An 18,300-nucleotide genomic window follows, 5' to 3' on the forward strand; every position below is an offset into this window, starting at 1 on the left:
CGAACCGCTTGCCGACGGCGGCTTTTCATGGCTGCAGTAAAGGCGCGCCGATGCGTTCGCCCTGCGCGCGCGCCTGCTCGAGAAACTGCGTGCGCTCGACACTGCCCTGCGGACTGTAATTGCCGAGTTCGCACAGCAGCAACGCCTCGTCATAAGCGGCGCCCATGACGCGCGCGACGGCGAGGCCTCGGCGCCAGCATGCGAGTGCGCGGCGTCTGTCGTTGCGTGCAGCCGCCAAGCGGCCCGCCAGCAGCGCAGCGCGCGGCGCAGCCGCCTTCGTGCCGCGCGCATATCGGGCGAGCGTGCGGCAAGCATGTTGCGCGTCGCGCTCGCTAGCGAGCCCGCACGCGGACGCATCGATCAGCGTCTGCGCAATTCCGGCGATTCCGTCGGTGATGTACCACGCGATCGGCACGCCCGCCGACAGACTGCGAAGCCCTGCTTGCGCCGACTCGACTGCGCGCGCGCGATCGCCTAGCCGCCACCACGCGCTTGCGCTCAGCCCCTGGCAAAAGATGCGGTCGAACTGCGCGAGTTCGGGTGCGTCCGTCACTTTGCCGAGGCGCGTCACGAGTTCCTCCAGATCGCCGCCTTGCGCCAGCGTGATGCAGGTATCGAAACCATGCAGGTAAGCGGCTATTTGCGCGGGCATGTCATGGCGGGCGGGCCGCAGTTTATCCAACCATGCCCGCGCACTGGCCAGCTGTCCTCGCGCGAGCGCGACAGCGCACAGTCCCGCAATCGACTGTTGCCAGCGCTCGATTGCACCCAGGCGCGCATAGAGGGACGCCGAGTCATCGAGGCATTTCACGGCATGTTCCCATTGGCCGGCGGCCGCCCAATAGACGCCGCTCACCACATTCGCATACGCGATATCGTCGATGCCGCCCTGCTCCTCGGCGAGCGCCAGCGAACGCCGGTTATAGAGTTGCGAGAGCCAGCGCTGATCAGAACCCGCAAAGCCGATTGCCATCGCAGCAAGTCCTTTGACTGCCTCGCGAACGCTTCCCGATCGTTCGGCAAGATTCAGCGATGTCAGCGTCGCGTGCAGCAGCGGCAGCTTTCCGCTATTGAAGTAAGCGATCTCGCTGAGCTTCTCGTGAATCTGCGAGTACCAGGCCAGCAGCGGATCTGCGCTGCGACGGCGCGCGAGACCGGCACGCGCGCTCAGTTGTTGCGCCAACTGCCACGCGACGTCGAGCAGCATCGCCGCCGCGAACCGCGGTACGGGCCGGCCGCGCGTGCCAGCGCTCGATTGAAGTGATATCTGGCTGCGCCGTACTGAAACACTTCATTGTGAGCTTCGCCGAGAATCGCCTCACAGCGCATCTCGCGCCCTCGATCAACGGGCAGTTTGTGCTCGTGCGCAAGCCGCAGCGCCCGGTCCGCCTGGCGGATGGCGTCGCGGTTCGCATAACGTTTCAGTGAAAGCTGCGCGGACTTCTCCAGGTACGCGACAGCGTTCGCCATGTCGAGCGCGCGTTCCCAATGCGACGCCAGTGACGCGAAGTGCGGCTCGAGATCGTGCGCTTCGTTGCGTTCGATCCAGCCTGCGATATCGCGATGCAGTTCCTGGCGAAGCGCATACGGCAGCAATTCATACACCGCGTCCTGAAGCAGCACGTGTTTGAAGCGGTAGCGCTCGCGATCGTCATCGACGGGATAGACGACATCTTCACGCTCCAGAACCCGCGTCAACGCTGCGAGATCGGCCAGGTCCCGCTTGACGGGAAAAAGATCGCCCAGCATCTTGAGCGAAAACTCCTGCCCGACCACGGCGCCGATTTTCAGCATCAGCTGTTCCGTGGCACCGAGCGCATCGAGCCGGCTGACGATCACGCCGCGCAGTCCTTCGGGCAGCATCGAACTGGCTTCGCAGGCGGCCTCCGAAGTAAATGCCGCGATGCCGTCCGTCACGTCGAGATAGCCCGCGACCTGCAGCGCCGACACCACTTCTTCGGCGTAGAGCGGATTGCCCTCCGTGCGCCCCACGACAAAATCGACAAGTTCCTGCGAAGCCTGCGCCGCGCCCAGCCGCTCGGCGATCAACACGCCCAACTCCCTGTGCGTGAGGCCAGGCAAATGAATGGCACGCGACTCGCCAAGCACGCCATGCGCCTCGACGGCCGATGAGTTGTCGAGTGGCCGTGTGGCGGCCAGCAGCAGCAGACCGCGCGGCCGCGCTATCGCGAGTTCCAGCAGCAGCGCCGCGGACGCACTGTCGAACCAGTGCAGATCGTCGGCAATCAGCAATGTTGGCGTGTCGTGCGACGAGCGGGAAACGAGCGCCGTCACCAGCATCCGCAAACCCTCGGCCCGCGCGTGGCCCGCCATCTCGCGCGTGATCTCGGTGTCGGCGAACTGGAAAGGAATGATGTCGTTGAGAAGCGGCAGCCACGACGTCAGAGAGGGGTCGTCTGCAACGAGACGTGCAGCAACGAGGCGCGCCGTTGCCGCGTCGAACTTGCACGCGCCGCAAAACAGCTGCGTGAGAATGGAGCGCCAGACGTAGTAAGCCGACATCGACTCCAGCGCGAAGCCCGCGCTCCAGATCACCGCAATGCCTTGCTCACGCGCATGCGCGGCCATATCCGTGACGAGCCGCGTCTTGCCGAGACCCGCCTCGCCACACAGCGAAATGACGTCGCCGTGCCCCGTTTTGACGCGGTCGAGCGCGGACGTCAATTGCGTCGATTCCATCTCGCGGCCGACGGATGCGCCCGTAAACGAATGGCCCTCGCTCGCCGCGCCTGTCGGCTGCCAGACGGCGACGGCATCGGCAAACCCTTTGGCAAACACCGGCTCGCGCGCTTCGAAGAGAAATTCGCTTGCGGCTGCGTCGCGTGTCGCCTGGTCGCACAGCAATTTGCCCTGCGCCGCCGTCATCAGCCGTGCGGCACGGTTGACGACGCCGCCCGTCAGGCCCGCGTGGCGGCGCTCGCTGCCGCCGCGATCCGCGTAAAACGCCAGCCCGGACGCGACACCCATGCTGACTCCGATCCCCTTCTCGCGCATTGCACAGGCAAGCGCGCGCGCCACGGCCACCGCGCGAATCGCATCGTCTTCGTGCGCCATCAGCGGCAAACCGAACACGCATAGCAGCGTCAGCCCCTTTTCGTCCGCGGAGAGTTCGGTGAGCGCGCCGCCCAGGCGCTCGTGAAGGCTTTGCGCGCACTCGACGGCGGCTTGCAGTTGTTCGAGCGCCTGGCGATGAGAGCAATCGACGCCCGGCAACCCGACGAATAGCGCCGTGATGTTCCTGAATTCGCCAAACCAGCGCCCGCCACCGACGCGCAAGCGTTCGAGAACATGCTGACCGAGAAAACTTTCGAGCAAGCCGCGCGCGGGGCTGAGTGACTCGCTGAATGGCTCATCGAATGACTCACTTTCGCCAAACGGTGCACCGGGCCGCTGACCAAGTAGCTCAATGCGTTGCTTCGAAGGCGCTATAAGTACTGAATCCGGCTCAAGCACTTGAGAAACCGATGCACTGCCGCAGGGCAAGCATCGCGCGTGGAGCTTGTCCTTTAGCTTGAGGAAAAGCGATTCGCACGCGATGACATCGTCGGCACTTCCCTTCTGATTGGCTGCGGCAGCATCGGCAACGGGGACGCCCGCCGTCACGCTAAACCACTTCCCCCCCGATTCCGCCCACAGTCAGATGTCTGAGTTTGCCGTCTGCGAGCGACACCCTTTGACGCATGTGCACGCCTGTTTCAACGATGATGTCAGGCAACACGCGTTGCATTTGCAAGCCGCATTGCACGGCGCGCAGTGCGGCCTCGTCGAGTGCGGCGTCGCATTTCCATATCACCCGGATGGCGTCGCCGGCTATATCCAGAACATCGCCGCCATGCGCGATTGCGATTCCCGTCATTCTTCCGAAATAGCGGTCGAGAATCGTCGACAGGCGTTCCGCTCCCGCGACGCCTTCGCGCGCGAAGGCTTCTGTCAGTTCCGTGAAACCCGCGATGTCCACCATCATCGCGACGCCTTCGAAATCGCGCGCATTCGGGCTTTCTAGCGCTTCTGCCATGAGCAGATGGCGCGGTACGTAACGCGAAAGATCAGTGACGCTGAATGCGTTGGTCTCGCCCACGCTCCTCCTCCCGGCAGACTATCGATACCCCATTCACTTTAGTTGCAACGGTGGCGTTTCGCTTGAATTCTGCGCCCGATGGGATATCGGGCATCGCGACGTCAATGCGAAAACGGCAGGACGTCGCGACTGAAACACACGCCGAAAACGTATGTTTATGCAGAGGGCGAAGAGAAAAGCCTCTGCTTACCACAGTTACGCTTTGCAAAGTCATCGCTTGACCGAAGATTAATAACTCGCAGCCGTTCTGGGTTGATGACGCAGCATCAGATAAAAAGCGGCAACGTGCGTAATCGCCAGCACAGGTACGAAGATGATGGGTATCGCGTATGTCGCGCCCAAGTCACCCGCATGTGCCGGCAGATCAGTCTGGATCGCGTGATAGTAGTCGACGACGAGGTCCATCGACCCGACCACATTGAAGGCGGCGACGAATAGCCAGAAGAGCGGGCGCATGCGTGCCGTCAGTAGCGCGAGCATCGCCAGCACGCCCGTCGCGAGATCGCCATAGGCAGCGAATACGGCAAAACTCGCAGAAAGATCCGGACTGACGACGCCCGGCAGCAGGAAGACCAGCCCGAAGAAACGGAAGCTGTGCAGCGTGGCGATGGCGCGTTGCGCTTCGAATGGCGCCATCGATTTCAGTTTGGGCCAGATGTATGCGCCGAAGCAAAGCAGCCACGCGACATAGCCGAGAACGAGATGCAGCTGGAAAAGCACTTGCGGCGACATATTGCCTCCTGTCAGATGTTTGCCGTAGGCGAACGAGATGGAAATCATCCAGCGCATCGTCGTAGCCGCTGGCATAACCACAGCACGCGCAGCACGCAAGCGGCGCCAGCCACTAATCAGCGGGACGAGACGTGCGAATACAGAAGCAGCTGTCATCAGCGGTTCTCCAGACGAATCCGGGACTCGGCGACGGGTCGGCGTCACGCATTCCCGATCGGCACCTTAGGTGTACCATCGGCTCGCGCAGGCGACTATTCGTCACAATGTTGATGAGCCATGAAGCAGAACTTCACCGTCAGGCAGGGTGCACTCGATGGGGTGGCGGTGTTCCTGAGCGTCGCCCAGCATCGCAGTTTCCGCAAAGCCGCGGCGGAGCTCGGCGTGAGTCCGTCGGCCGTCAGCCAGACGGTGCGCATGCTCGAAGAGCGGATTGGCGCAGCGCTGTTCGTCCGCACCACGCGCAGTGTCGGGCTGACGGAAGCAGGCGAACGGTTTCTGTCGCGCGCAAAGCCCGCTTTCGAAGAGCTTGTCGCCGCGAGCGAGGTCGCGCGTGGACTCGGCCAGCGGCCGGCCGGACTGCTGCGTCTGGCCGTGCCGCGCGCGATCATCCCGATCCTGCTCGAACCGCTGATCGCGTCGTTCTGCAAGGCCAATCCCGAGGTCGAGGTGGAACTCGCCGCGAGCAAGGAACTGGTCGACCTGGCAGCGGAAGGATTCGACGCCGGCATCCGGCTCGGTCAGTTCGTCGCCGCCGATATGGTCGCCGTGCCGCTGACGCCGCCATTTCGTCTCGCCATCGTCGGCAGCCCCGGCTACTTCGCGCAGCGTAGCCCGCCGCAACGCACCGACGATCTGCGCCAGCACGCATGCTTGCGGTGGCGCCGTTCCGATGGCGCGCTCGCCCTCTGGTCATTCAACGACAACGGCCACGCGGTCGAGATCGCCGTATCCGGCCCTTTCATCGCGAGCGATTTTCCGACCATGCTGGGCGCGGCGATCGAAGGCATGGGTCTGGCCCAGGTGCCCGAGCCGCTCGCCGCCGAAGGGTTGAGAGCGGGCAACCTCGTGCGCGTGCTGGACGCCTACGCGCCGATGATGCCGGGCGTGTTTCTCTGCTATCCCGACCGCCGGCAGATCATGCCGAAGCTGCGCGCTTTCATCGATCACGTGAAAAGCCGGCAGGCAAGCGATGGCGATCCGCGCGAAACGTCGTGACAGCGGCGCCGACGCTCATCAACCGTTTTTGCGCACCGACGCGAACAGATCGGCGATCTCTTTCATCGATGCCGCTTCGTTCGTGTAGGTGAACGTGCCCTGCCCGAGCATCTCTTTCGCGGCGCGCAGCAACGCGCCCAGCGCCGCGCGCGCAAGCGCTCCCCCCGCGCTGATGCGCGTCACGCCTATCTGCGCGAGATCGTCGACGGAAAAGCCCATGCCCGCCATGCCCATCAGCACGTTGACGGGACGATCGACGGAACGGACGACAGCCGCGATGTCGTCGCGCGTTTTCAGGCCCGGTGCGTAGAGCACGTCGGCGCCCGCCTCCTGGAACGCCTGCAGGCGCCGGATCGTATCGGCGAGATCGGGGCGGCCGTTCAGGTAGTTTTCCGCGCGCGCCGTCAGCGTGAACGGGAACGGCAGCGAACGCGCCGCTTCGACGGCGGCGCGCACGCGCTCGACGGCGAATTCGTGTGCGTAGATGGGATCGTCGGCGCGGCCCGTTGCATCCTCGATCGAACCGCCGACGACGCCCGCTGCCGCGGCCTGGCGAATCGTTTCGGCGGCCTCTTCCGGCGCATCGCCGAAGCCGTTTTCCAGGTCCGCGCTGACGGGCAGATCCGTCGACGGCGCCAGCTCGGCGAGATGCCGCATCATCTGCCCGCGCCCCACGGCGTTATCCGGCAAGCCGAGCGTGAACGCGTAGCCCGCGCTGGTGGTCGCCAGCGCCTTGAAGCCGAGCGCTTCCAGCAACCGCGCCGAACCGATATCCCACGGATTGGGAATGACGAACGGCACGCCCGCCTCATGCAGCGCGCGAAACGCGCGCGCCTTGTCTGCCTGTGATGTCATCGCGGCTCCATCGGTCGCAAAGGGGATGGGATCGTGCGGCTTTTGCCCGGACAGTGCCAGCGCGCCCGGGCAAAAGGATCGCAATGCACACGAGGCAGACGCCTCGCAAGCATCGGATGACGCCTCGCCTCAGGTTTCGAGCTTCGCGTCCATCGTGATCGTCGCGTTCAACACCTTCGAGATCGGGCAGCCGGCCTTGGCGTCGGCGGCCGCCTTGTCGAACGCCGTCTTGTCGCCGCCCGGAATTTTCACCACGACGTCCAGATGCGACGCCGTCACTGCAAAGCCGCCGCCGTCCTTGTCGAGCGTGACAGTGGCCGTGGTTGAAATGCGCTCGGGCTTGATGTTCGCCTTGCCTAGTTCGGCCGACAGCGCCATCGAAAAGCAGCCCGCATGCGCCGCCGCGATCAGTTCTTCGGGATTCGTGCCGATGCCGTTTTCAAAGCGCGTCGCAAACGAATACTGCGTGTCCTTGAGCACGCCGCTATCGGTGGAAATCGAGCCTTTGCCGTCCTGCAGACCGCCCTGCCAGATTGCTGATGCCTTGCGCTTCATTCGACTCTCCTGGTGTGGACGGGCGCTCGCGCGGGTCGCGCGCGCTGCCGCATCCTGCCCCGCCGTGCCTTGCCCAACATGCGCTGCCGCGCCGACCGCGATGCCTGCCGCACTGGTCCCGCCCGGGTTCGCGCGGAGTCGGCACCGGCCGCAGCGCCGGACGTTGGGGCCGTGGGCGTGGACCGAAACTTCATCATAGGCGGATATCCATGGCGCTGCCGTGAAGCCGTGGACTCAGATGATTATTTCACCTACCGCAAGAATCTTTCTCCAAACTGCCACTTTTTTCACCACCTTCTCTCGAAATACACTTTCGCCAACGGTTCGGAAGGTGTGTTCCAGCCGGACCGATCAACAAACGAATTCTGGAGGTCATCATGAAGTCGCTTATTTCCGCAGTTGTCGTCGCATCCGCTCTTATCGTTCCCGCTGTTTCGTTCGCGCAGCAAGCCAATGCCCCCGTGACGCGCGCGCAGGTTCGCGCCGAACTGGTGGCCGCCCAGCAAAACGGCACGCTCAACGAAAACGACGTGACGTACCCGGCTGCCAAGCCCCAATTCGGCGCCACGTCGCAAGCGACGGAAGTGGGCGGCGTGTCGGCTGGCTCGTCGCAATCGGGCTCGCGTCCGAGCATCGAGCAGCGCATCTTCTCGACGTTCCGCGGCAACTAAGCGGCAACTAACTAAGCGGCAACTGCGCGGCAACTGAGCATCAAAGCGAAAACGTCACGACACGACGGCCCGCGCGAGCGTTCGCGCGCTGCTGTCGGATGTGCGAAGCCCCGCGCAGACCTGCCGGTCCGCACGGGGCTTTTTCGTTCCTTGCGTTTCTTGCGTTCCTTGCTTTCGCGAAATTAGTGGCGTTCGCGCCGCTCGCTGCGCCGCTCGCGCGCCTATTCGGCGAACGGCAGCGAATCCTGCCCTTGCGCGCGCATGTCGAACACGTTCAGCGTCATCGCGACGAGCGCGTAGTAGCCGAGCAGCCCGACCAGATTGATCGTGACTTCGTGGCCGAAACGCTCGACGGTCTTCGCGTACGTCGCGTCGGACACCCGTTTCGTGTCATACAGTTGCGTCGCGAACGCGTAGATCAGCGCGTCGTCGGCATCGGCGAAGTCGGGCGTATGGCCAAGACGGATCGCTTCGGCGTCTTCGGCGCGCACGCCGGCGTCGAGCGCGATGGGATAGTGGATGAACCACTCCGCCTGCGCCTGCCAGCGTGCGGCCGTGACGAGAATGGCCAGTTCGGAAAGCCGCAGCGGTAAACCTGTCTTGTAGCGGCAGAATGCGCCGAGCCGCTGCGCGTGCTGTGCCAGCTCCGGGCTATGAATCCAGCCGAGAAACGGTCCGTTCAGGTTGCCGCGCGGGCCCGACAGGATCTCGTCGAGCACGGCTTTCTGCTCGGGCAACGCGTGGGCGGCGTCGAAACTGGGCAGGCGGTGGGTCATTGCGTTTTCCTAAGATGAATTCGGTTGATCAGGCTGCGCCCGACGCGCGCAGCGCGCCTTCGATCGCCTCCGCCAGAAGGCCGGCAATCCGCTCGATGTCCGCGCTCGTGCAGATGAACGGCGGCGCAAGCAGCACATGATCGCCGATCTTGCCGTCGACGGTGCCGCCCATCGGATACACCATCAATCCGCGCTGGAACGCCTCACGCTTGATCGCCGCGTGCAGCTTCAGCGACGCATCGAACGGCGTTTTCGTCGCGCGCTCGCGCACCAGCTCCACGCCGACGAAGAGCCCCCGGCCGCGCACGTCGCCGATATGCGGATGCTGCGCGTAGTGCTCGCGCAGCAGCGAGCGCAGCTGCTCGCCGCGCGCCTTGACGTTGTCGAGCAGATGTTCGTCGTCGATCACGCGCTGCACTTCGAGCGCGGCCGCGCATGCCGTCGCGTGGCCGATGTAGGTATGGCCATGCTGGAAGAAGCCGGAGCCGCCCGTGATCGCCTGATAGATCCTGTCGCTCACGAGCGTCGCGCCGATCGGCTGATAGCCGGCGCCCAGGCCCTTCGCGATCGTCAACAGGTCGGGCGCGACGCCGTCCTCCTCGCACGCGAACAGATAACCGGTGCGCCCCATGCCCGACATGATTTCATCGAGCATCAGCAGCACGCCGTAGCGGTCGCACACCGCGCGGATCTTGCGGAAGTATTCGCGCACGGGCGGCACCGCGCCCGCCGTCGCGCCGACCACCGTTTCCGCGACGAACGCCGCCACCGTGTCGGGCCCGAGTTCGAGAATCTTCTGTTCCAGTTCGTCGGCGAGGCGCTGTGCGAACTGCTGCTCGGTTTCGTCCGCGCGCTGCTCGCGATAGGCGTAGCACGGGCTCACGTGATGCGCGTCGATCAGGAGCGGCAGAAACGGCTCACGGCGCCACGCATTGCCGCCGATCGCCAGCGCGCCCAGCGTGTTGCCGTGATAGCTCTGACGCCGCGCGATGATGTGACGCCGTTCGTGCTGCCCGATTTCGACGAAATACTGCCGCGCGAGCTTCAGCGCGGCCTCGATCGCCTCCGAGCCGCCCGACACGAAGTACACGTGTCCGAGGCCCGCAGGCGCGCGTTCGATCAGATGATTGGCGAGTTCCTCGGTGGGCTGCGTCGTGAAGAACGACGTGTGCGCATACGGCAGTTGCTGCGCCTGGCGCTTGATCGCGTCGATCACGCGCTGGTTGCTGTGGCCGAGGCACGAAACGGCCGCACCGCCCGACGCGTCGATATAACGCTTGCCCGTCGAATCGACGATCTCGATGCCCTCGCCTTTGACGGCGACGGGCAAGCTCTGCTTCGGCATGCGATGGAATACGGTAGTCATGCGCTGTCCTTGAATGGGCTGATGCGTGCGGCTGTCACGCCGTCGCGCGTGCAACGAAGGTTTCGAACACGACGGCGCGCTGCGCCCTCACCTGCAGCGCGACGCCTTTGTCGCGAATGTCAAATAGCGCGGTGGCGAGCGTGTTTTCGCCATCGGGGTCATTGGGGTCATCACGGTAGATGGGCAGGCCCAGAGGCGCCTTGTCGTGGAGCATGTCGACCAGCAGGTCGCCGTCGATGCGCGCGTCGTGCGGCTGCAGCAGTGCTTCGACACGTGCCTGGCGATCGCGTGAAGAGTCCGTGACGATTTGCGCTTCGCCGCCGCAACCGCGATGAATCATGTGATTGGCGTGCCCCGACACGCGCGCAACCCGCTCGACGGAACAGCGCATCGCCGTGGCCTCGACGCTCAACACGCGGCGATCGCCCGCTGCGCCCAGCGTGTGATGAAAGCCGCTTGCGCGCGGCGTGTCGGCAAGGCGTTCGACGGCTTCGTCGAGCGTTCCTGCATCGAGCACGGCGCGCGCCAGAAGCATGCGCGGCACGCCCACGGCAGGCTCACGGATGCGCAGATTGTTGATGGCCTGAACGAGCCCCGCGCGGTTGACCGCGAACGTATGACCGGGCAGCGAACCGGGGTAATAGAAGCTGACGAAGCCGGGCTTGCCGTTAGGCCGAACCTCGACCAGCCAGCCCTTGCCCAGCAGAAAAGGATCGCCGTCTTCGTTATGGGCGATCAGCGTGTGGTCTGCGCCGGCCGCCGCGAACGTCGTGCAGCCGTCGGGCGTGTTGTGAACCAGTTCGCCGCGGCAATTCCAGAGAAAAATATCGTCGGCCGACCATCCGAGCCCCATCGCGATGCCGTCGAGTTCGGCCAGTTGCTCGGGACAATGCGCGCGCGCCGCATCGCGCAGGCGCTGCACGAACGCGTGGCCGCGCCATTTGCGCACGGCGTGCCAGGCCGCGCTTTGCTGCATATAGCCATCTAACACCGGCCGCGCCAGCTCGCCGAGCCGGCGGCCGATCTCATGCGGCTCGCCCGCAATGCGGTGCAACTCCCAATCCTGCTTCGACACACGGCACCTCGAACATCGATTCAACACGCGATGCGTATTTATATGTCACAACAACATATGTTGTCAATGACGGCGCCGTGCATCGCGCTTGTTGCGGCAAGCGGACTGCGTCCGTACGATCAGGGCACGTAGGCGCCCTTCGCGTGCAGCGATTGTTCGGCGAGTTCGAGTTGCTGGACCGCGTCCGTGCCTTCGAGCGCGAGCAGATGCGCGACGAGCGATTCGGCGATCGCCGTCGCCGCGACCAGCGACGGGAAGAACGACGGGCTTTCGTGCGAAAAGATCAGCACCTTGTTGGCGTTCAACGCGATGGGTGACACGGCGCTGTCGGTGATGGCGATCAGCTTGCTGCCCTTTTCGAGCGTGGCCTCTGCGACGCGCGCCGCTTCGACGGAATACGGCGCGAAGCTGACGACGACCGTCGCGCTGTCGGCTTCGATGCCGCGCAACTGCATCTCCAGCGTGCCCGCTTCGCCCGTCAGCAGCGACACCGACGAGCGAAACAGCCGGTAGCCGTAGACGAAACCGAACGCAACGGGATAGCACGAGCGAAACCCGGCGACGTGTACGTGCGGCGCGCGCCGCAGCAGCTTCGCGGCTTCGACGGTGACGCGCGTGTTGTGGGCGGCCGTGACTTCGAGATTGTGCTGATGCGCGACGAGCAGATCGTGCGCGAGCGCGTCCTTCGCATGACCCTTGACGAGCGAGCGGGCGCGGCTCGTCAGCGGCTCCGGCCGCGTACGCACGCGCGCGACGAACAGGTCGCGCAACTCGTTCCAGCCGGGAAAGCCCAACTGCTGCGACAGCCGCACCAGCGACGCGGGTTGCACCTGCGCGCGCTCGGCGACCTTGCGCATCGACGACACAGCGACCTCGTCGGGATGATCGAGCAGAAACGCCGCGCCCATCTGGAATTGCGGACTGAGTTCGGAGAAACGTCCACGGATCAGGGCGGCGAGCTGGTCGAAGTTGTCGGGCATACGGTGTACCGGGCGAGGAAGATAACAACAAATGTTATCACTTGGGGTCAGGCAGGTATTTCGGCTGATTCGACGCACGGGAATGCGTCCCTCGCGCGATCCCACAATGCAAAACAACTGCCCGTGTGTCGAAACCTTCCGTGACGCGATGCGGCACTTGCAATGCGCATCGGAAAACCGCTTTCCTCATTGCGAAACGAAACGTCTACACCATTGATTGTAAAGCCATTTTCTTTTGAATTCCGCCTACGCGGCGGAGCGCGCACGCGAATCTTTCTTCGATACGCTCTATGCAAGGGAGGCGGCATTCGATGACGACTCAACCAACCTGAGCAAGTCGTCATCAGCCGTCCAGTGCTTTTTCATAACGCTGGAGATATCAGATGCAGCACGTGTATGTGGAACCCGTACCAAAGGGCCGCTGGGGGCCTATCGATGGATACATCGTCGAGTTCAAGGACGGCACCAAGGTGACCGAGGAAACCTACCGTTCGGAAATGCTCGCGGTCAGTGAAATCAAGCTGCGCGGCTATGTGCCCCTGCTCGCGAAGGTGCGCATCACGGACAAAGCCGTGACCGAGCACTGGCAAGCCGTCGAGGAATCCTTGCCGCAAGACTGAAGCCGGCTCGCCCCGCGAGCCGCGCCGCCAGCGTGCTTCCCGTCGATCAGACGGCGAAGCACGCTACCTCCGCCTGAAGCGCGTGCGCGGATGCCATCGTGCGCGAGGGCAACGGCAACCGCGACGTGACGACCGCCATCACGTTCACACTAGAACCGCGCGTGACATTCGAACGTGAGATCGGCCTCGTGTTTTTCGAGCGCTCGCACACCCTTCGATGTTTCCGATACGACGCTGAGCATTTGCCCGCGCTGCTCGCAGAAATCGCTTGCGCTCTGTATCACGGCCTTGTGCGAGCGTGCCCACGCGACGCTTCCGCCCGACGCGCTCGCGTGCAGCGTATAGCGCCCCGGATCACCCGCCTCTTCGACAGGGCTCGGGCTCGCACACGCCTGCACCAGCACCGGCACCAGTCCCACCACGACCGCGTAGGCAATCCGTCTTTGCACGGCGACTGCCACGCGCTGCCGTATCAGGCCGAGCAGACCCGACCGAACCCGATTGACTTCGACCTTCTTCACGACGACCTCTGAGCTCAACGCTCGCACCTGCACGACGCGGTGCGCGACCGACCTGAAGTATGGATCGGCCCCGTCGAGCGGTCAGCTATCGAAGTTGCAACACAGTGTTCGGGTGGCGCAACGCTGCATGGCGGCGTCAGCCCAGGGGTCAGAGCGCTTCCTGACACAGCGACATCATTCGCTGCACCATCGTGCTTGCTTCGTTCAGTTCCATCTCGCTCGTGAAAAGCGCATTGACGCTGGACAGCCGCACGGCGATACCCGCGTCCAGCAGATCCTCGCTGGCGATCTTCAATGCCAGCTGGCCGATCTTCACGCGATCGAGCCAGTGCATTTTCATGGCGTTTTTGGCGAGCCAGCGGCGGCAGCATTCGACGACATGATCGACGCGCCAGTCGCCCGACAGCGCATACGACGCCGCCGCAATCGCCACGAGATAGCACAGCAGTTCCGGACGTGCGCTGTCCGCGTCATTGAATTCGGGTTTCCGCATGGGTTGTGGACCTCAATTCTGTTTGTCCAGTCTTCAATACGTATGTGCTTTCGCACTTGAAACAAGCAGCGCGCCGCGCCAAAAGCGGTAAGCGGTAAGCGGTAAGCGGTAAGCGGTAAGCGGTAAGCGGAAAGTCTACCCCTTTTTGCGCGCCCGCCGATTACGCCGGCCACATCACGTGGTAAGCCGCCGATACGCATTCAGATGCCGCAACAAGCCTTGCTTGTCGCCGAGGCTTTCCAGCAGGATCGCGAGATTGTGATGCGCGTCCGCATACGACGGATCGAGTTCGAGGCAACGCTCGTAACTGCGCTCCGCTTCGTCGAGCCGGTCGAGCCCTTCGAGGGCGACCGCGCGGTTGAAGTGCAGCACGGCGTCGTCGGGGAAAAACGCGAGTGCTTCGTCGAAGACGCGCAGCGCGTCGTCGCAGCGCCCTTCGCTCTCGCACAGCAGCGCCCCCAGATCGACATAGGCGGCATAGAACGGTTCTGCCGCGAGCGCGATCGCGTTCCGATACGCCTGTTCGGCCCCCTTCGCATCCGACTTCATCATCTGCCCGCCAAGGTCATACCATTCCTCGGCCTGCCGCGCGGCGTCCTTCGGGCCTGGCGTCGATTCCAGAAACACCACGTCGCCCTTGATATCGGCAACTTCGAAGTCGAGCAGGTGCTGGCCCGTGATGGCATCCCACTGCGCGGGCCCCGTTCTGACGGCGATGTCGTTGCCCACAGCCGTCACGCGGATACCCGACAGCGGCAATTCATCCGGCAATTCCGCGCGCAGCCGCGTGAGCGCCTGCACGATGCGGCGCGGCGCGATATTCGCTGCGCGCAACTGCAAGGCCGTCCTGAGCAGCACGACGTCCTGAAACGTGAAGCGCAGCGTGTTGCGCGGCCCGCGCGTGGGCGTCACGAAACGGGCGTCGATCAGCCCATTGATGATGCTGCGCGAGACGCCGAGCATCGATTGCAGCTCGCGCATCGTCAGGCTATGCGCCGCTTCCGCTCGCGTCACTTGCGGGCCCGCACCTTCGCCGGCCCTTCGGCGGGAGCCGCCGTGGATGTCTTGGCCGCGCGCGCGGCCGGCTTGCGCGTTCTCGGCGCCGCGGCGATATCGGTCACGGGCTCAGCGGCCTTGCGCTTCGGCGCCGCGGGCTTCGCCTTCTCGCCGCCGCGCAGGCTCGCGCGCAGCGCCTCCATCAGGTCGATCACTTCGCCGCCTTCGGCGGGCGCGTCGGCGCGCTCCGTCGAAATCACCTGCTTGCCCTCGATCTTCCGGTCGATGGCCGCGAGAATGCGCTTTTTCTCCTCGTCCTCGTAGGCGGCCGGGTCGTAGTGATCTTCCGTGCCCTGCTCGATGATCTGCATCGCGAGCTTGAGCTCCGAAGCCGATACGGCGACGTGCTCGATGTTGAGGTCCTTGATCGAGCGCACCTCGTCGGCGAACAGAAGCTGCTGGAATACGAGCCCGTCGGCGTTAGGCCGCACCTGCACGATGCGCGTCTTGCCCTTCGACGCCCATTTCGCCAGCGCGCAGCGGCCGCTCTCCGCCAGCGCCTGCTGCAGCAGGCTGTACGGCTTGCCGCCGCGCTTGTCGGGCGCGATGTAGTACGCCTTGTCGTAGTAGACGGGATCGACCGATTTCTCCGGAATGAACGCGACGATCTCGACGACATGGCTCGCGCTTTCTTCCAGCGCCTTCAGCTCGTCGGCGGTAAAAACGACAAAGCGGTCCTTCTCGAACTCGTAGCCCTTCTTCATCGACGAGCGCTCGACCACGGCTCCCGTCGATTCGGCGATGTACTGCTGCTTCACGCGCGAACCGTCAGGCGCGAGCAGATTGAAGCGCACGTCGGAACTGCTTTCCGTCGCGGAGTACAGCTTGACGGGAATCGACACAAGGCCGAACGAAAGAGACAACGAGGCAATCGAGCGTGCCGCCATGAGCTTCTCCCTTGGGCTACGACGCAGCGCCCGCCACGTCTGAAGAAACGGGCGAATCGCCGCGCGACCAGAAAAACGCTAAACGCTTAAGCAAGCTTAGCACCCGCATCACGCGCTTCAAGCTGCGCGGCTCGCGTGCAGGCCGCGCACGCCGCGCCCCGCTAGCCGAGAATGGGATGCGACAGGCCGGGAATCGGCCAGCCGCGGTTGTCGGTCGGCACGAGCTGGGTCTGAAACGCGACGAACAGCGCCTGAAAGCGCCCGTCCACTTCGACGATCACCGCGCCGTCCTGGAACGTGCCGTTCTCCGACGAATGATCGCGTACGCGGCTGCCCGGCTGCGGCTTCGGGTTGCCCTGATTCATATGCGTTTCGTGCAAGCCGTCGGGTTCCGGCTCGAACAGGAAGCCAAAACCGTACACGGTGACGTTCTTCACGGGCTTCCAGCCGCGCCGCATGTCGTCGCCGCTCTTGCCCGGATACAGATAGTCGACGGGCGCCGCCGACATGTCCAGCTGCAGCATGCCGTTGACGAGCGCGTTGATGTCGTTGTGCCCAGTTGCCGTGTCGAGCGTGATGGGCCGCATCGACGGCAGATCGACGAGACGCGGATCATGCACGTAGTCGAGCTTCGGAAGGCCGGATTGGTTCAGGCCGGCCGGCAGCTTCACGAGATCGGCCACCATCGGATGATCGAAGTACGGGTTCCATGCATACAGCACGTGATAACCCGCCGGCCCGGTGAGCGAGCTATCCGACTTCACGTTGGTCACGATCGCGAACGCGCCGCCCTTCGTATCGTCGAGCACGATCACATAGTGCGGGTCGCCCTTGTAGCCGTCGAGAAAGGGCACGCCGAGCTTCAGCGCGCCCTTGAACATCACGTAGACGTTTTGCTGCGCCACGGGTTTGCGCCCGCTACAGCAGCGCGATCACGCGCACGTTGCCCTGTTCCGCCGACGCCACCACCTTGCCCGCCACGCGGCGGAACGTGATCGACACGGAAGCATCGCCGACGCGCAGATCGCCGATCTCGATCCAGTCGATGCCGTCGGGCAACATCGGCTGCTCGATCACCACTTCGCGGCGCTCGGCGTCGATCGTCATGCCCAGGCATGCTTCCAGCATCATGAACGGCGAGCCGGCCGCCCATGCCTGCGGCAGACACGCGACGGGATACGCCGTGGGCGGCTCGCCGCGCCGGCGCGGAAAGCCGCAAAACAGCTCCGGCAAGCGCATGTCGAAGTTCACGGCCGCCTGGAACAGCGCCTGCAACAGCCGCACCGCGGCCGCCTTGCCGCCGTATTTCGCGAGCCCGCGCGCGCACAGTGCGTTGTCGTGCGGCCACACGGAGCCGTTGTGATACGCCATCGGATTGAAACGCGGCTGGCCCGCCGCCAGCGTGCGCACACCCCAGCCCGTATGGAACAGCGTCGATTCGAGCGCGCGCGCCACGGCCTCGCCGCGCTCGCGCTTCGGCAAGCCAAACGCCAGCAGATGACCCGCATTCGATGCAAGCACCCGGCACAGCTCGCCCTTGCCGTCGAGCGCGATGCCGTAAAAACTCGCGTCGTCCATCCAGTACCGCTCTTCGACGCATGCGCGAATCGTCGCGGCGCGCTGCGTGTAGCGCACGGCGTCGTCGGACAGGCCGCGCAGCAGCGCGAACTGCGCCATCGTGTCGAACGCGGAAGCCGCATACGCCTGCACTTCGACGAGCGCGATCGGGCCCTCGGGGAAGCGGCCGTCGGCGTGGAAGACGGAATCGTGGCTGTCTTTCCAGCCCTGGTTTGCGAGCCCGCTGTCCGACGCGCGCTGATAGTCGAGCAGCCCGTAGCGGTTGCGGTCGCACACGCCCGACACCCACTTCGCCGCGCGCTCCAGCGCCGGCCACAATTCGTCGACGAGGCTCATGTCGCCCGTGCGCGCGACGTATGCGCCCGCCAGCACGATGAAGAGCGGCGTGGTGTCGACGCCGCCGTAGTACAGCGCGAACGGCACCTCGCCCGTCGCGGCCATTTCACTGCGACGCATCTCGTGCATGATCTTGCCGGGCGCGGCGTCGCGGAACGCCGAATCTTCCGTCGCCTGATGCTCGGCGAGAAAGCGCAGCACGCCGCGCGCAAGGCCGGGTTGCAGCCACAGCGTCTGCAGCGATGTGATCACGGCATCGCGCCCGAACGGCGTCGAGAACCACGGAATGCCCGCGTACGGATAAGGCCCCGAGGAGAGATCCGTGGTCAGCAGATTCAGGTCCGCCTGCGAGCGGTCGATCCACGCGTTGAACAGCGGATTGCTCGAGCGCACGCGCGCCGACGCGCGGCGCCGCTCGCGCATCACGAGGTGCGCGTCGACGAGCGCGCGCGCACGGCTCGACTTCGTCGTCGCTCTTGCTCAGC

Annotated in this window: 18 protein-coding genes and 1 pseudogene; 3 read left to right on the forward strand and 16 right to left on the reverse strand. The window is 64.6% G+C overall.

Annotation, left to right across the window (positions count from 1 at the left end):
* Positions 1-25: 25 nt before the first annotated feature.
* The 4 genes from H3V53_RS32895 to H3V53_RS32910 form a co-directional block, all read right to left on the reverse strand.
* Positions 26-1,207, reverse strand: coding sequence for a hypothetical protein (locus H3V53_RS32895; RefSeq protein ID WP_336601406.1), 1,182 nt, complete (start codon positions 1,205-1,207; stop codon positions 26-28).
* A complete protein-coding gene (locus H3V53_RS32900; RefSeq protein ID WP_336601407.1) occupies positions 1,168-3,336 on the reverse strand; it encodes an ATP-binding protein in 2,169 nt (722 codons plus the stop codon). Before H3V53_RS32900 ends, H3V53_RS32895 begins: the two co-directional genes overlap by 40 nt.
* 289 nt (positions 3,337-3,625) lie before the next feature.
* Positions 3,626-4,099, reverse strand: a complete 474-nt coding sequence (locus H3V53_RS32905; protein ID WP_336601408.1) for an adenylate/guanylate cyclase domain-containing protein — start codon at positions 4,097-4,099, stop codon at positions 3,626-3,628.
* 228 nt (positions 4,100-4,327) lie between these two features.
* Positions 4,328-4,831, reverse strand: coding sequence for a hypothetical protein (locus tag H3V53_RS32910; protein WP_336601424.1), 504 nt, complete (start codon positions 4,829-4,831; stop codon positions 4,328-4,330).
* Positions 4,832-5,107: 276 nt separating this feature from the next.
* On the opposite strand from H3V53_RS32910, the gene H3V53_RS32915 reads away from it, so the two are divergent.
* On the forward strand, positions 5,108-6,046 hold the full coding sequence (locus tag H3V53_RS32915; RefSeq protein ID WP_336601409.1) for a LysR family transcriptional regulator: 939 nt from the start codon (positions 5,108-5,110) through the stop codon (positions 6,044-6,046).
* A gap of 18 nt (positions 6,047-6,064) precedes the next feature.
* Here H3V53_RS32915 and H3V53_RS32920 read toward each other — a convergent pair whose 3' ends face one another.
* A complete protein-coding gene (locus H3V53_RS32920) occupies positions 6,065-6,901 on the reverse strand; it encodes an isocitrate lyase/PEP mutase family protein (protein ID WP_336601410.1) in 837 nt (278 codons plus the stop codon).
* A gap of 129 nt (positions 6,902-7,030) precedes the next feature.
* On the reverse strand, positions 7,031-7,456 hold the full coding sequence (locus H3V53_RS32925) for an OsmC family protein (protein WP_336601411.1): 426 nt from the start codon (positions 7,454-7,456) through the stop codon (positions 7,031-7,033).
* 377 nt (positions 7,457-7,833) lie between these two features.
* Between H3V53_RS32925 and H3V53_RS32930 the strand changes: the two genes are divergently transcribed.
* Entirely contained in the window at positions 7,834-8,127 is a 294-nt protein-coding gene (locus tag H3V53_RS32930; protein WP_336601412.1) for a DUF4148 domain-containing protein, read from the forward strand.
* 221 nt (positions 8,128-8,348) lie between these two features.
* Here H3V53_RS32930 and H3V53_RS32935 read toward each other — a convergent pair whose 3' ends face one another.
* The 4 genes from H3V53_RS32935 to H3V53_RS32950 all read right to left on the reverse strand — a co-directional run bounded on the left by H3V53_RS32935 (position 8,349) and on the right by H3V53_RS32950 (position 12,324).
* A complete protein-coding gene (locus H3V53_RS32935) occupies positions 8,349-8,903 on the reverse strand; it encodes a carboxymuconolactone decarboxylase family protein (protein WP_336601413.1) in 555 nt (184 codons plus the stop codon).
* Between the two features lie 28 nt (positions 8,904-8,931).
* The gene (locus H3V53_RS32940) at positions 8,932-10,269 is read right to left on the reverse strand and encodes an aspartate aminotransferase family protein (protein WP_336601414.1); all 1,338 of its coding nucleotides are present in this window, start codon (positions 10,267-10,269) and stop codon (positions 8,932-8,934) included.
* A gap of 34 nt (positions 10,270-10,303) precedes the next feature.
* Positions 10,304-11,344: a C45 family peptidase gene (locus H3V53_RS32945; RefSeq protein ID WP_336601415.1), complete on the reverse strand. Its 1,041-nt coding sequence runs from the start codon at positions 11,342-11,344 to the stop codon at positions 10,304-10,306.
* A 119-nt stretch (positions 11,345-11,463) separates the two neighbouring features.
* Positions 11,464-12,324 (reverse strand): MurR/RpiR family transcriptional regulator, encoded by an 861-nt coding sequence (locus H3V53_RS32950; RefSeq protein ID WP_336601416.1) that lies wholly within the window; start codon positions 12,322-12,324, stop codon positions 11,464-11,466.
* A 383-nt stretch (positions 12,325-12,707) separates the two neighbouring features.
* On the opposite strand from H3V53_RS32950, the gene H3V53_RS32955 reads away from it, so the two are divergent.
* A complete protein-coding gene (locus H3V53_RS32955; protein WP_336601417.1) occupies positions 12,708-12,944 on the forward strand; it encodes a hypothetical protein in 237 nt (78 codons plus the stop codon).
* A 149-nt stretch (positions 12,945-13,093) separates the two neighbouring features.
* Here H3V53_RS32955 and H3V53_RS32960 read toward each other — a convergent pair whose 3' ends face one another.
* From H3V53_RS32960 to H3V53_RS32985, 6 genes and pseudogenes are all read right to left on the reverse strand, one after another.
* Positions 13,094-13,492: a hypothetical protein gene (locus H3V53_RS32960; protein ID WP_336601418.1), complete on the reverse strand. Its 399-nt coding sequence runs from the start codon at positions 13,490-13,492 to the stop codon at positions 13,094-13,096.
* Positions 13,493-13,613: 121 nt separating this feature from the next.
* On the reverse strand, positions 13,614-13,958 hold the full coding sequence (locus H3V53_RS32965) for a hypothetical protein (RefSeq protein WP_054925339.1): 345 nt from the start codon (positions 13,956-13,958) through the stop codon (positions 13,614-13,616).
* 174 nt (positions 13,959-14,132) lie between these two features.
* Entirely contained in the window at positions 14,133-14,972 is an 840-nt protein-coding gene (locus H3V53_RS32970) for a tetratricopeptide repeat protein (protein WP_336601419.1), read from the reverse strand.
* Entirely contained in the window at positions 14,969-15,901 is a 933-nt protein-coding gene (gene ku / locus H3V53_RS32975; RefSeq protein WP_336601420.1) for a non-homologous end joining protein Ku, read from the reverse strand. The genes H3V53_RS32970 and ku overlap by 4 nt, the downstream gene beginning before the upstream one ends.
* A gap of 161 nt (positions 15,902-16,062) precedes the next feature.
* Positions 16,063-16,806 carry a DUF2278 family protein gene (locus tag H3V53_RS32980; RefSeq protein ID WP_336601421.1) on the reverse strand — a complete coding sequence of 248 codons (744 nt, stop codon included), beginning with the start codon at positions 16,804-16,806 and terminating at the stop codon, positions 16,063-16,065.
* Between the two features lie 13 nt (positions 16,807-16,819).
* A pseudogene (locus H3V53_RS32985) lies at positions 16,820-18,262 on the reverse strand (amylo-alpha-1,6-glucosidase); the annotation flags it as partial.
* Positions 18,263-18,300 lie beyond the last annotated feature (38 nt).

This window comes from Paraburkholderia bengalensis (assembly GCF_037126505.1).
GTDB lineage: Bacteria > Pseudomonadota > Gammaproteobacteria > Burkholderiales > Burkholderiaceae > Paraburkholderia > Paraburkholderia bengalensis.